Genomic DNA, 13391 nt, shown 5'->3' with positions numbered 1-13391 from the left:
GAGGTTAGTTATATGAATATTTATGTATTAGTAAAACGAACTTTTGACACTGAAGAGAAAATCGTATTAAACGGTGGCGTTATTCAAGAAGACGGTGCAGAATTTATCATCAATCCTTACGATGAATATGCAATTGAGGAAGCCATTCAAATCCGTGATGCACAAGGTGGAGAAGTGACAGTTGTTACAATTGGCGGAGAAGACGCTGAAAAACAACTTCGCACAGCCTTAGCAATGGGTGCCGATAAAGCAGTACTAATCAATGCAGAAGAAGATGTAGAAGATTTAGATCAATTCTCTGTAGCATATATTTTAGCCGAATACTTAAAAGACAAAGAAGCAGACCTGATTATAGCTGGTAATGTTGCAATAGATGGTGGATCTGGTCAAGTAGGTCCACGTGTTGCTGAATTATTAGATATCAATTATGTTACTACAATTACAGACTTAGATATCGATGGTGATACTGTTAAACTTGTGCGAGATGTAGAAGGTGATTCAGAAGTGATTGAATCTTCGTTACCATTATTAGTAACAGCACAACAAGGTTTAAACGAACCTCGTTATCCGTCTTTACCTGGAATCATGAAAGCTAAGAAAAAACCATTAGAAGAACTAGAATTAGATGATTTAGACATTGATGAAGATGACGTTGAAGCAAAAACAGAAACAGTAGAAATCTTCTTACCAGCTCAAAAAGAAGCTGGTCGCGTGCTTCAAGGTGAATTGCAAGACCAAGTAAAAGAACTTGTTCAATTACTACATTCAGAAGCAAAAGTTATATAAGCTGATTTAATATTGCTGAGGAGGAAATCGTATGTCAAAAAAAGTACTAGTTTTAAGTGAAGTACGTGAAGGAACTTTAAGAAATGTTTCGTTTGAAGCAATTGCATCTGCAAAAACAATTGCTGATGGCGGTGAAGTAGTTGGCGTTCTAATTGGAGATGCAGTAGAAACTTTAAGTGCAGAACTGATTCAATATGGTGCTGATCGTATTGTGACTGTGGAACATCCTCATTTAAAACAATACACATCTGATGGCTTTAGCCAAGCATTTGTTGCAGTAGCAGATGCAGAAAAGCCAGATGCTATTGTGTTTGGTCATACAGCACTTGGTAAAGACTTGTCACCGAAGATTGCAAGTAAATTACAAAGTGGATTAATCTCAGATGTGACAGCAATTGAGGGTGAAGGTGATGATGCTTTATTTATCCGTCCAATTTACTCAGGTAAAGCATTTGAAAAAGTAAAGGTAAAGGATGGCTTAGTATTTATCACAATTCGTCCAAATAACATTGCGCCACTTGAAAAAGACGAGTCTCGTTCAGGTGAAGTTTCTAGTATATCAGTAGATATTACAAATTTACGTACTGTTATTAAAGAAGTAGTACGTAAAACTACAGATGGAGTAGATTTATCTGAAGCAAAAGTAGTGGTATCTGGTGGCCGAGGTGTTAAAAGTGCTGAAGGCTTTGCTCCATTACAAGAATTAGCAAAAGTTTTAGGCGGCGCTGTAGGTGCTTCACGTGGTGCATGTGATGCAGATTATTGCGATTATTCATTGCAAATTGGTCAAACTGGAAAAGTCGTAACTCCAGATTTATATATTGCTTGCGGAATCTCTGGAGCAATCCAACATTTAGCAGGTATGTCTAATTCAAAAATCATCGTAGCGATTAACAAAGACCCTGAAGCTAATATTTTCAAAGTAGCAGATTACGGGATAGTTGGAGACTTATTTGAAGTCGTACCAATGTTGATCGAAGAATTCAAAAGTGTTGCTGTAAAATAATGATTCGAAAAGCTCTGTGAACTTTTGCAGAGCTTTAATTTTTATTAAAACAAAATATTATGTTAAAATAGTGCAATAGTGAGCAGAACAGTCGCCTCATAATTTCTTTTATGCTACACTACCGATACATATAGTATTAAGGAGGAAATATAAAAATGGCAATTGTACATTCAACAGACGCAACATTTTCAAATGATATTGCAAATGGATTAGTATTAGTAGACTTCTGGGCAACTTGGTGTGGACCATGTAAAATGATCGCTCCAGTACTAGAAGAACTTGATCAGGAATTAGCTGGTAAAGTGAACATTGTAAAAGTAGATGTTGACCAAAACCAAGAAACTGCTAGCCAATTTGGTATTATGTCAATCCCAACACTATTATTGTTCAAAGATGGCGAACAAGTTGATAAAACTGTTGGTTTCCAACCAAAAGAAGCATTAGCTGAATTCATCCAAAAACACGCGTAAGTTTTTTTGGTTATAAACGAAACCGGGTTCCTACTAGGTACCCGGTTTTTTTTAGAGGTGATTTGATGAATGATTTAATCAAACAAAAGCTATCTATCTTACCTGACCAACCAGGATGCTATTTAATGAAAGATCGACAAGGTACTATCATTTACGTGGGAAAGGCAAAAGTACTTAAAAATAGAGTACGTTCATACTTTACTGGAACGCATAATGGTAAAACACAACGACTTGTTAGTGAAATTGAAGATTTCGAATACATTGTAACTTCCTCAAATAAAGAAGCCTTTTTGCTCGAACTAAATTTGATAAAATTACATGATCCAAAATACAACATCATGTTAAAGGATGATAAAACATATCCTTATATCAAAATCACAAACGAAAAACACCCACGATTATTGACAGTTCGGAAAGTTAAAAAAGACAAAGGCAAATACTTTGGACCATATCCAAATGTCTATGCAGCAAATGAAACTAAAAAATTGCTTGATCGCTTATATCCTTTACGAAAATGCCAAACCCTTCCTAATCGTGTTTGCTTGTATTACCATATCGGTCAATGCCTAGCCCCTTGTATAAAAGATATAGAAAAAAAGGTATACGATGATATGGTTCAGGAGATTGTGAATTTCTTAAATGGTGGCCACGCAAAGGTTAAAGAAGAATTACAGAAAAAAATGTTAGCTGCTTCTGAACAGCTAGATTTTGAGCGTGCAAAAGAATATCGAGATCAAATAGCTCATATCGAGTCTGTAATGGAAAGACAAAAAATTACGACAACTGATTTTACCAATAGAGATGTATTTGGCTATGCGGTAGATAAGGGATGGATGTGTGTCCAAGTATTTTTTGTAAGACAAGGAAAACTTATTGAACGAGATGTATCTTTATTTCCTTCATATGGTGAACCGGAAGATGAGTTTCTAACTTTTGTAGGCCAATTTTATGAAAAGGCGGAACATATTAAACCGAAAGAAATTCTTATTCCCAAAGAAATTGAAGGAGATATGTTGCAACAAGTCTTAGATATCAACGTGTTACAACCACAAAGAGGAAATAAGAAGGAATTGCTTGATCTAGCATCAAAAAATGCTCAAATAGCAATTTCAGAAAAATTCCAACTAATCGAGAGACAAGAACAAAGAACAGTGGGTGCTTGTGAACAACTAGGTGATGCGATGAATATTGCTACTCCACTACGAATTGAAGCGTTTGATAACTCGCATATTTTCGGGGCTGATACTGTTTCAGCCATGGTTGTCTTTATAGATGGTAAACCTAGTAAAAAAGAATACCGTAAATTTAAAATCCAAAATGCAAATGCACATGATGATTATGGTGCAATGAGAGAAGTTATTCGTCGGCGTTATTCGAGAGTTTTAAAAGAAGGTTTACCACTTCCAGACTTACTGGTGACTGATGGAGGGAAAGGTCAGATGGAAGTGGCCAGAGAAATTTTGGAAGATGAGCTAGGGCTAGATATACCAATAGCTGGATTGGCAAAAGATGATAAGCATCAAACGTCTCAATTGCTTTATGGAAATCCGCCTGAGATTATTCCATTAAAACGAACTAGTGAAGCGTTTTATCTATTACAGCGTGTCCAAGATGAAGTGCATAGATTTGCAATTACATTCCATAGACAATTACATGAAAAAAATGCTATTACATCTATTTTAGATGAGATTCCAGGAGTAGGCCCAAAAAGGAAACAACAATTACTAAAACATTTTGGATCGATTAATAAGATTAAAAAAGCAACTTTTGATGAATTGCAAAAAGCTGGTGTACCTAAAAAACTAGCTCAGACAATAATTGACTTTTTTTCGGAAAAACGATTGCAAGGGAAGTAAATGATATGGTATCTTAGTGTCACCAATTAAAAATCACTGATTTAGTGATGATAGAGGCGCGGATTTCAATAGTACCCGACCGGAGGATGATTAGATTCTTTGAAAGTCGGTGAAAGGGGAAGCCGCCGAAGTTGCAAGTTTGCTAATTCCAACTTGCTGCTGGTTCTACATTGAAGAAATGTAGAATTGTCAGAGTCAAAAATAGATTCTGGAGGGCTATCTCACATGAATGTTCTTTTGAACGTGCATGCTAAGAGCAGCCTATTCACTTTATGTGAAGAGCTGCTCTTTTTTCATTAGAAGTCATTGTGAAAGTCGCCCACACATTCTGATGTAGGGGGAGCGTTTTGATGAGTACTTTAGTAGTGAAATTTGGCGGAACTTCCGTTGCAACAACAGAAAGAATTATGCATGTTGCTAAGCGCATTCAGCGTGAGAAAAAAAATGGATATGACATTGTCGTTGTCGTATCAGCAATGGGTAAAACAACGGATCAACTTGTGGATATGGCCCACGAAATTTCCGAATCACCTTCAAAGAGGGAAATGGATGTATTGTTGACCACTGGAGAACAAGTGACGATTTCATTGTTATCAATTGCATTACATAAGTTAGGAATCGAGGCAAAATCATTTACTGGCTGGCAAGCAGGTATTGTTACAGAACATGTACCAAGTAACGCGAGAATCGAGAACATAAAGCCAAAAGCAGTCAATGATGCGTTAAAAGCAGGGGAAGTGGCTGTCGTTGCTGGCTTCCAGGGGATAGATGACGAAGGAAATATTACTACGCTTGGACGTGGTGGTTCAGATACGACTGCAGTTGCTATTGCTTCAGCGTTAAATGCCGAACGTTGTGATATTTATACAGATGTTGATGGTGTTTATACGAGTGATCCACGATTTGTAAAAGGTGCTAGAAAGTTAAAGGAATTGTCTTATGACGAAATGCTTGAACTAGCGAACCTAGGAGCAGGTGTCTTACATCCACGATCTGTCGAAGTAGCAAAAAACCACAACATTCCTATGTCTGTTCGTTCGAGTTACGAGGATGTTGAAGGTACAATCTTGAAGGAGGAAATCGAAGTGGAAAAAGATTTAGTAGTACGTGGTGTTGCGTTTGAACCGGATATTATTCGTTTAACAGTATATTATAAAGAGGCCTATAATGGATCGTTAGCTAATATTTTTACAACATTAGCAAAAAATCATGTCAATGTTGATATCATTGTTCAAACGATTATTCAAGGAACACAACCATCTGTATCATTTTCAGTAAAAAAAGAAAATTTACAAGATACATTACAAGTTCTATCTGAACATAAAGATATCCTTGGATATGATCATATAGATTACGAAGGCGAACTAGCAAAAGTTTCAATTGTAGGATCAGGTATGGTATCAAATCCAGGTGTAGCAGCTTCCATGTTCGACCGTTTATATCGTGAAGGTATACCAGTAAAAATGGTAAGTACTTCTGAAATAAAAGTATCAGTTGTAGTACCACAAGAAGATATGTTAAAAGCTGCGAATGCACTACATGAGGAATTTGGTCTTTCATTAAAAGAAAAGGTTGCACAATAATAAAAAAGAAATGTATAGATATGTTAAAAGGACTTCACAAAAATAGTTTTAGTGGAGTCCTTTTGCATAAAAAGACTCTCTCACTAATATTCAATGAGAGAGTAATATTTTTTTGAATACCCGACGTATACTTAGATTATTATGTAATATAAGATTTTAAAGACATGCTAATCTTCTAAGTGGTATTAATCTATTATTCTTCTATTTTATCTTTTAAGTCCCATTTAATATGGAATTTGACTTGACCTTGCTTAACTTTTTTCTCTTCATAGCATTCCGTTAAAAAGCCACTACATTTTTGTTGGTTTTGAGCTAAAAAACCCGCTTCTAGACGAAAACAACGTTGGTCAAATTTAAGAATCTCTGGATCACCAGTTAAAGTACAAAATGCTTCACTTGCGGAAACCTTATCGATAGTCAAATCTCCCCAACCAGCTTCATGGAAGAAAGGGATTGCTTCTTCTAATTCATAGAGTGGAAATTTCCGGGCTAATTCTTTTCCGCTCCAATATAGAATATCTTCTTCATTTTTGCCCAAAATAGAAGATAGTACGTGATCACGGATTAATTCATATCCAAATTGTGTTATTTCATGCTTTTGTTGAGTAGACATTGAAGGTCCTTCTTTCATATTTTTTTGCCTATATTATTTCTAAAAAAGAAATATCAAATGCCAAGTAGGAAATCTCTACTTATTTAAGAATAATCTAGACAAGAACTACTTATATAAAAAGTTCATGATTCCTTGACGCTATTGTGGTATGAGAGTACAATAAACTTGTCATAATATTGTACCATTATGAAACAAGCAGTCAATAGATGTCCGGTTACAAAAACGTGGCAAAAAATTGACATCTTGTTTCCAAGTACTAAGGGGGGTAACAGTCTTGTCGAAAGATCGAGAGTTTTATTGGCGTCGTCTGCATTCTCTTCTTGGAATTATTCCAGTAGGGCTATTTTTGACGCAACACTTGTTAATCAATTTCTCAGCAACAAACGGAGAAGCATCATTTAACAAAGCAAGTGAATTTATGGGGAATCTACCATTTTTATGGTTCCTTGAGTGGTTCGTAATTTACATTCCTTTAATGTTCCATGCATTCTATGGTGTGTTTATTGCATTTACAGCATCACCAAATAACAAACGTTTTGGTACTTTCCGTAACTGGATGTTCCTATTACAACGTATTACTGGTGTATTCTTAGTAATTTTCATTGCTTGGCATATTTTCCAAACAAGAATCCAAAAAGCACTTGGTACAGAAGCTGACTTTAACATGATGGTTGATATTTTATCTAACCCAATCATGGTTGTATTCTATGCATTAGGTATTATCTCAGCTACTTTCCATTTAGCTAATGGTATTTGGTCATTCTTAGTAAGTTGGGGTATTACACAATCTCCAAAATCTCAAAGAGTTGCAACTTTCATCACAATGATTTTCTTTGTAGTGTTATCTGTAATCGGCGTTGGCGCTCTACTTGCATTTTTGTAATAGTCTAGTGAAGACTTGTAAGCGCTTGATTACTATTTGAACGAGGAGTGAGAAAAAAACATGGCTAAAAGTAAATTGATAGTCGTTGGTGGTGGACTAGCTGGCTTAATGGCTACTATGAAAGCTGCCGAAATGGGCACAGAAGTTGAATTATTCTCATTAGTTCCGGTAAAACGCTCACACTCTGTATGTGCGCAAGGCGGAATTAATGGTGCCGTAAATACAAAAGGTGAAGGGGACTCTCCTTGGATCCACTTTGATGATACTGTATATGGTGGGGACTTCTTAGCAAACCAACCACCAGTTAAAGCAATGTGTGATGCAGCACCATCTATTATTCATATGTTTGACCGTATGGGCGTTATGTTCAACCGTACCCCAGAAGGTTTATTAGATTTCCGTCGTTTCGGTGGTACACAACATCACCGTACAGCATTTGCTGGTGCGACTACTGGTCAACAACTTCTTTATGCACTTGATGAACAAGTTCGTAAATGGGAAGTTGAAGGATTAGTTAAGAAATATGAAGGCTGGGAATTCCTAGGTGTAATTCTTGATGATGAAGGCGTATGTAAAGGTATTAAAGCTCAAAACCTTACATCTTCTGAAATTAAAGCATTCCGTGCTGACGCTGTAATCATGGCTAGTGGTGGTCCTGGTATCATCTTCGGTAAATCAACTAACTCAATGATTAATACTGGTTCTGCAGCATCTATCGTTTATCAACAAGGTGCAAAATATGCAAATGGTGAAATGATTCAAATTCACCCAACTGCAATCCCTGGTGATGACAAATTACGTTTAATGTCAGAATCAGCTCGTGGTGAAGGTGGCCGTATTTGGACTTATAAAGACGGTAAACCTTGGTACTTCTTAGAAGAAAAATATCCTGCATACGGTAACTTAGTTCCACGTGATATCGCAACACGTGAAATCTTCGACGTATGTATCAACCAAAAACTTGGTATTAACGGCGAAAACGTTGTTTATCTAGATCTTTCTCACAAAGATCCACATGAACTTGACGTTAAACTTGGTGGTATCATTGAAATCTACCAAAAATTCGTTGGTGATGATCCACACAAAGTTCCAATGAAAATCTTCCCAGCAGTTCACTACTCTATGGGTGGTCTATGGGTTGACTTTGATCAACATACTTCAATTCCTGGCTTATTCGCTGCAGGTGAATGTGATTACTCTCAACACGGTGGTAACCGTCTTGGTGCTAACTCATTACTTTCAGCTATTTACGGTGGTAGCGTTGCAGGTCCGAATGCTGTTAACTATATTCATGGACTTGATAAACACGTTGATGATCTTCCATCATCTATGTACGATAAAGCTGTTAAAGAAGAACAAGCTAAATGGGATGAAGTATTACGTTTAGATGGTACTGAAAATGCATACTTACTTCACAAAGAACTTGGTGAAGTAATGACTAAAAACGTTACTGTTGTTCGTTACAACGATGGTTTAAAAGAAACTCTTGTAAAATTACAAGAATTAAAAGAACGTTGGAACAACATTAATATTAATGATACATCTAAATGGTCAAACCAAGGTGTTCAATTCACTCGCCAATTAAGAAATATGATTGCTTTAGCAAATGTTATTACTAAAGGTGCTTTACTTCGTGATGAATCTCGTGGAGCTCACTATAAACCTGAATTCCCAGAACGTAACGATGAAAAATTCCTTAAAACAACAATTGCTGAGTTTACACCTTCATTTGATCCAAAAATTAGCTACGAAGACGTTGATATATCTCTTATCAAACCTCGTAAACGTGACTATACGAAAGGAGCTCACTAATTATGGGAAACGAAGCGCAAAAATATGTTGAGGTTGAAGTTCAACGTCAAGATGATGCTAACTCTAATCCCTATTGGGAAAAATTCAGAGTTCCGTATCGTCCAAATATGAACGTAATCTCTGTTCTTATGGGAATTCGTGAAAACCCTGTAACAGTTGAAGGAAAACAAACTACTCCTGTTGCATGGGACATGAACTGTTTAGAAGAAGTATGTGGGGCATGTTCAATGGTAATTAATGGTCGCCCACGTCAATCATGTTCAGCATTGGTTGATAAATTGGAACAACCATTGAAATTACAACCTATGAGTACTTTCCCTGTAATTCGTGACTTACAAATCGATCGTAGCCGCATGTTTGACTCTTTGAAACAAGTTAAAGCTTGGGTTCCAATCGATGGTTCTTACGATTTAGGTGAAGGTCCTCGTATGCCAGAACGTAAACGTGAATGGGCATATGAATTATCTAAATGTATGACTTGTGGTGTATGTTTAGAATCATGTCCAAATGTTAACAGTCATTCAGACTTTATGGGACCAGCTCCACTTTCACAAGTACGTTTATTCAACGCACATCCAACAGGCGCAATGACTAAAGATGTACGTTTAAACGCTATTATGACACCAGGTGGTCTTGAAGGCTGTGGTAACGCACAAAACTGTGTATTAGCTTGTCCAAAAGGTATTCCTTTGACAACTTCTATCGCAGCATTAAACCGTGCTACAACTGTTCAAATGTTCAAGAACTTCTTTGGTTCTGACCATATGGTTGACTAGTAAAAAGATAGATAACGAGAAACTCCGTACTTACTGGTACGGAGTTTTTTATTTATTAAATTGTGTTTAAAAATATCTAAATTCACATTTCGATCATCTATTACTGACTCAACAAATTCCCAACCACGATTTAGATAATATTCAGCAGCATTTTCAGTTTTAAGATAAACCTCTCTAAAACCTAATGAGACTAAGTGTTTTAATAAGGCATCAATAAGGCTCATTCCGATTTTTCTTTCTCTGTAGTTCGGGTCCACGTAAAGGGAAGCTAACCAAGGTTTAAAATGTGTGCATTTCTTGAAATCATTTTCAAATATTGATACTGTGCCAACACATTGATGATCTAATATAGCTATAAATGTTATTGGGAATTTCGATGAATAAGTATCTGAAAAAAAGTCTACAACATCATCAAAAGACATTTTGCTACTCGAAGGTAATACAAATTCTTCATAGACCATCTGCGAAACAGCTTTAACAAACTCCTTGTTTTCACTTAAAAGTTTTATTTCTATTTCCAAACAAATCCCCCTAGCGTGTATAAATTTGTAATCATATCTATTCAATGGATGTTTCTATATTCCTTCATTAAAAGATGTACAATAAATAATCCTGTAATAAGTTGTGAAAAACAGAAGTAGTAGTTATGTGGAATTATTTAAATGTTCTGATATAATAAAATGAATAATCATTCATTTTACAACAAGGGGGATTTTTGAAATGATAAAAAGTTATATTGAAGATTTAGAAGAGTGGCAAAAGGATTTTACTTTTTTCACGCCTATTAAAGTTAGGTTTTCTGAAACTGATTTGTATGGGCATATGAATAATACAGTACCTATTGTATATTTTGAACAAGCAAGAATTGAGTTTCTAAATAATTTAGGAATTATGGAAGAATGGCTAGATAGGAAAATAAATAACATAATTGTGATTGCAGACATACAATGTGATTATGTAAAACAGGTATATTTTGATGAACAATTAAAGGTATATGTTAAGATTGCCAAGATAGGTACATCTTCATTAGATCTACATTATCTAGGTGTAGATGATCTTGACCATATATGTTTTACAGGTAGAGGGACAGTCGTTCAGATGAACCAAGAAACTGGAAAATCAGTACCTTGGGAAGAACGACAATTATCCAAAATAAACAACCAAAAGAAAAGTAATATTATTCTATAAAAAAACTTCGGGCAAATGCCGTCACCGCTATTCAATTCCTATCATACTTTACAGTGTGAGGGGATTGGAGGGGCGCACGTAAATGAGTCGTTTTCATCATTCAATTTTGACGAAAAGAGAACACGAAATATTTCTTTTATTAATGAAGGATTATACGACAAAAGAAATTGCTAAAGAGCTAGGTATAAGTGAAAAAACAGTTCGAAACCATATTTCTAATACTATTCAGAAACTGGGCGTATCTAGTCGCGCACAAGCAATGCTTGAGTTAATCCGTTTAGGGGAGTTTACTTTAGAGTAAAAAGTACACTTGCCATTTTGAAAAAAACACTTCACAATAGGAATAAGTAATCCTTTTGAGGAGTGGAGTAGCTACATGTCAAACCAAGAGCAACAGAATAACACACATGATATTGAACAAATTGCATTGTTAGAAAAAGAGTTACGTCATATTGCAGCTCTTATAAAACAAAAAGGTAGAGAAATTTTAAGTGATTACACAATAACACCACCACAGTTCATCGCTCTACAATGGCTTCATGAGCTAGGAGACATGACAATTGGAGATCTTTCGAATAAAATGTATTTAGCGTTCAGTACGACAACCGATTTAGTTGATCGTATGGAAAGAAACGAACTAGTACAACGAATTCGGGATAATCAGGATCGTCGTGTCGTTCGTATCCATTTGCTTAAAGAAGGAGAACGTATTATTGAAGAAGTAATTGAACAACGTCAAAATTATTTGGCAGATATCGTCAAAGATTTTAAATGCGAAGAAGTTCAATCTCTTTCAATATTATTAAGCAAACTATACAAAGAAATGAACCAGGATAGAGGCGGTTAATGTGAATGCTCCCATTGGAGTAATTGATTCAGGAGTTGGTGGGCTAACCGTTGTAAAGGAAATGCTTCGCTATTTACCAAATGAATCGATAACCTATTTAGGCGACACTGCTCGTTGCCCATATGGTCCCCGTTCCAAGGAACAGGTGATTCAATTTACTTGGCAAATAGTCGATCAGCTTGAAAAAATGAATATTAAAATGCTTGTGATTGCTTGTAACACAATTACAGCAGTCGCATTAGAAGGACTACAAAAACGTTGTAAATTCCCTGTAATCGGTGTGATTAATGCAGGTGCTCAAGCAGCTGTCAAAGCAACAAAATCACATGATATTGCAGTTATTGCAACTCAAGGAACAGTTAAAAGCGGTGCATATGAAAATGCACTTTATTCATTATATTCCTCTAGTAACGTAACATCTTTAGCGTGTCCAAGATTAGTACCACTTGTTGAAAGTGGAGAATACCAAGGCGAATTTGCCAAAAGCTTGGTAGCGGAAACACTAGCGCCATTAAAAAATGAAAAGTTTGATACGATGATTTTAGGATGTACACATTATCCAATTATTCAAAGTCTAATTGAAGAAGTAGTAGGCGACCAAGTTCATGTTGTTTCATCTGCAGAGGAAACAGCAAAACATGTAAAGGAAATTTTACAGTTCCAGCATATTGCTAGAACAGACAAAAAATCTCCAGAGTATCTTTTTTATACAACAGGCTCAGTTCCTATCTTCAAAACAATTGCAAGTAATTGGTTACCCTTAAAAGAAGTCCATGTCAAACGAATAAAACTATAGTATGAAGCTCGAAAAGTTTTCTTTTCGGGCTTTCTTTTTGAGTTATTATACATAGGACGAGTAGTTTTGCTCGGCTCGTCATTGATTCTTAGTTATAAAATGTTATGTTTTAAGCTACTGGAGTTAAAGAAAGCGAAATGATAAAATAAATTGGAATATTAGGAGGAATTTTTATGAAACAAGTTGTTATTGCTACAAAGAATAAAGGAAAGGCTAAAGATTTTGAAGCTATTTTTGCACCGCTTGGCTATGAAGTCTTAACATTATTTGATGTAGCACCAGATATGGAAATTGAAGAAACAGGAACAACATTTGAAGAAAACGCAATTTTAAAGGCAGATACCGTTGCAAAACATCTCAATACATTTGTAATTGCAGATGATAGTGGACTTCAAATAGATGCCTTAAATGGAGAACCAGGCGTATATTCTGCAAGATATGCAGGAGATCATGATGATGAAGCGAATATTAAGAAAGTATTAGAAAATTTAGAGGGAGTACCTGAAGAAAAGCGTACAGCACGATTTTGCTGTTGCTTAGCTATTACCGGCCCAGAACATAAAACAAAAACTGTATTTGGTACGTCCGAAGGTATTATCTTAACTGAAAAACGTGGCAATAATGGCTTTGGTTATGATCCAATTTTCTATGTACCTTCAATGGAACGAACAATGGCTCAAATGACTGCTGAAGAAAAAGGGTCTGTTTCACACCGTGGAAATGCAATTCGTAAATTAGCAGAAGAATTACCATCTTGGTTTAAATAGGAGAGGGT

15 protein-coding genes and 1 riboswitch are annotated in these 13391 nt (G+C 35.8%); of the genes, 13 read left to right on the top strand and 2 right to left on the bottom strand.

The window, feature by feature from the left end:
• Window positions 1–12: 12 nt before the first annotated feature.
• The 5 genes from Q0977_RS01825 to Q0977_RS01805 all read left to right on the top strand — a co-directional run bounded on the left by Q0977_RS01825 (window position 13) and on the right by Q0977_RS01805 (window position 5701).
• The gene (locus Q0977_RS01825) at window positions 13–786 is read left to right on the top strand and encodes an electron transfer flavoprotein subunit beta/FixA family protein (RefSeq protein WP_119415565.1); all 774 of its coding nucleotides are present in this window, start codon (window positions 13–15) and stop codon (window positions 784–786) included.
• 31 nt (window positions 787–817) lie between these two features.
• Complete coding sequence (locus Q0977_RS01820) at window positions 818–1792, top strand: electron transfer flavoprotein subunit alpha/FixB family protein (protein WP_119415564.1); 975 nt, start codon at window positions 818–820, stop codon at window positions 1790–1792.
• Between the two features lie 155 nt (window positions 1793–1947).
• Entirely contained in the window at window positions 1948–2262 is a 315-nt protein-coding gene (gene trxA, locus Q0977_RS01815) for a thioredoxin (protein ID WP_102691131.1), read from the top strand.
• Between the two features lie 65 nt (window positions 2263–2327).
• Window positions 2328–4118, top strand: coding sequence for an excinuclease ABC subunit UvrC (gene uvrC / locus Q0977_RS01810; protein WP_119415563.1), 1791 nt, complete (start codon window positions 2328–2330; stop codon window positions 4116–4118).
• Between the two features lie 43 nt (window positions 4119–4161).
• Window positions 4162–4345: riboswitch (Lysine riboswitch) on the top strand.
• A gap of 123 nt (window positions 4346–4468) precedes the next feature.
• Entirely contained in the window at window positions 4469–5701 is a 1233-nt protein-coding gene (locus Q0977_RS01805) for an aspartate kinase (protein WP_299510081.1), read from the top strand.
• A gap of 193 nt (window positions 5702–5894) precedes the next feature.
• Here Q0977_RS01805 and Q0977_RS01800 read toward each other — a convergent pair whose 3' ends face one another.
• Entirely contained in the window at window positions 5895–6314 is a 420-nt protein-coding gene (locus Q0977_RS01800) for a DUF2507 domain-containing protein (protein WP_119415561.1), read from the bottom strand.
• 274 nt (window positions 6315–6588) lie between these two features.
• On the opposite strand from Q0977_RS01800, the gene Q0977_RS01795 reads away from it, so the two are divergent.
• From Q0977_RS01795 to sdhB, 3 genes are read left to right on the top strand one after another with little or no spacing between them, the layout of a single operon-like run.
• Window positions 6589–7197, top strand: a complete 609-nt coding sequence (locus tag Q0977_RS01795; protein WP_119415560.1) for a succinate dehydrogenase cytochrome b558 subunit — start codon at window positions 6589–6591, stop codon at window positions 7195–7197.
• Window positions 7198–7257: 60 nt separating this feature from the next.
• Window positions 7258–9009: a succinate dehydrogenase flavoprotein subunit gene (sdhA, locus tag Q0977_RS01790; protein WP_119415559.1), complete on the top strand. Its 1752-nt coding sequence runs from the start codon at window positions 7258–7260 to the stop codon at window positions 9007–9009.
• A 2-nt stretch (window positions 9010–9011) separates the two neighbouring features.
• Window positions 9012–9785 carry a succinate dehydrogenase iron-sulfur subunit gene (gene sdhB, locus Q0977_RS01785; protein WP_119415558.1) on the top strand — a complete coding sequence of 258 codons (774 nt, stop codon included), beginning with the start codon at window positions 9012–9014 and terminating at the stop codon, window positions 9783–9785.
• Here the strand turns inward: sdhB and Q0977_RS01780 are convergent.
• On the bottom strand, window positions 9782–10306 hold the full coding sequence (locus tag Q0977_RS01780; protein ID WP_299510076.1) for a GNAT family N-acetyltransferase: 525 nt from the start codon (window positions 10304–10306) through the stop codon (window positions 9782–9784). The genes sdhB and Q0977_RS01780 overlap by 4 nt on opposite strands.
• Window positions 10307–10505: 199 nt before the next feature.
• Between Q0977_RS01780 and Q0977_RS01775 the strand changes: the two genes are divergently transcribed.
• From Q0977_RS01775 to Q0977_RS01755, 5 genes are all read left to right on the top strand, one after another.
• Window positions 10506–10973, top strand: coding sequence for a thioesterase family protein (locus Q0977_RS01775; protein ID WP_299510074.1), 468 nt, complete (start codon window positions 10506–10508; stop codon window positions 10971–10973).
• Window positions 10974–11055: 82 nt separating this feature from the next.
• Window positions 11056–11274 (top strand): helix-turn-helix transcriptional regulator, encoded by a 219-nt coding sequence (locus Q0977_RS01770; RefSeq protein WP_119415556.1) that lies wholly within the window; start codon window positions 11056–11058, stop codon window positions 11272–11274.
• Window positions 11275–11349: 75 nt separating this feature from the next.
• Window positions 11350–11820, top strand: coding sequence for a MarR family winged helix-turn-helix transcriptional regulator (locus tag Q0977_RS01765; protein ID WP_119415555.1), 471 nt, complete (start codon window positions 11350–11352; stop codon window positions 11818–11820).
• Between the two features lies 1 nt (window position 11821).
• A complete protein-coding gene (gene racE / locus Q0977_RS01760; RefSeq protein ID WP_119415554.1) occupies window positions 11822–12616 on the top strand; it encodes a glutamate racemase in 795 nt (264 codons plus the stop codon).
• Window positions 12617–12789: 173 nt separating this feature from the next.
• Window positions 12790–13383 carry an XTP/dITP diphosphatase gene (locus tag Q0977_RS01755; RefSeq protein WP_299510068.1) on the top strand — a complete coding sequence of 198 codons (594 nt, stop codon included), beginning with the start codon at window positions 12790–12792 and terminating at the stop codon, window positions 13381–13383.
• Window positions 13384–13391: the final 8 nt, after the last annotated feature.

The organism is uncultured Rummeliibacillus sp. (assembly GCF_934216135.1).
In the GTDB taxonomy this organism is placed as follows: Bacteria; Bacillota; Bacilli; order Bacillales_A; family Planococcaceae; genus Rummeliibacillus.
Note: the sequence above shows the minus strand (reverse complement) of the source record. Positions and strands in the feature narration are given on the sequence as shown.

Coding starts and splice junctions, on each gene's coding strand:
- Q0977_RS01825 (WP_119415565.1), top strand. CDS start 13: ATGAATATTTATGTATTAGTAAAACGAACTTTTGACACTGAAGAGAAA.
- Q0977_RS01820 (WP_119415564.1), top strand. CDS start 818: ATGTCAAAAAAAGTACTAGTTTTAAGTGAAGTACGTGAAGGAACTTTA.
- trxA (WP_102691131.1), top strand. CDS start 1,948: ATGGCAATTGTACATTCAACAGACGCAACATTTTCAAATGATATTGCA.
- uvrC (WP_119415563.1), top strand. CDS start 2,328: ATGAATGATTTAATCAAACAAAAGCTATCTATCTTACCTGACCAACCA.
- Q0977_RS01805 (WP_299510081.1), top strand. CDS start 4,469: ATGAGTACTTTAGTAGTGAAATTTGGCGGAACTTCCGTTGCAACAACA.
- Q0977_RS01800 (WP_119415561.1), bottom strand. CDS start 6,314: ATGTCTACTCAACAAAAGCATGAAATAACACAATTTGGATATGAATTA.
- sdhA (WP_119415559.1), top strand. CDS start 7,258: ATGGCTAAAAGTAAATTGATAGTCGTTGGTGGTGGACTAGCTGGCTTA.
- sdhB (WP_119415558.1), top strand. CDS start 9,012: ATGGGAAACGAAGCGCAAAAATATGTTGAGGTTGAAGTTCAACGTCAA.
- Q0977_RS01775 (WP_299510074.1), top strand. CDS start 10,506: ATGATAAAAAGTTATATTGAAGATTTAGAAGAGTGGCAAAAGGATTTT.
- Q0977_RS01770 (WP_119415556.1), top strand. CDS start 11,056: ATGAGTCGTTTTCATCATTCAATTTTGACGAAAAGAGAACACGAAATA.
- Q0977_RS01765 (WP_119415555.1), top strand. CDS start 11,350: ATGTCAAACCAAGAGCAACAGAATAACACACATGATATTGAACAAATT.
- Q0977_RS01755 (WP_299510068.1), top strand. CDS start 12,790: ATGAAACAAGTTGTTATTGCTACAAAGAATAAAGGAAAGGCTAAAGAT.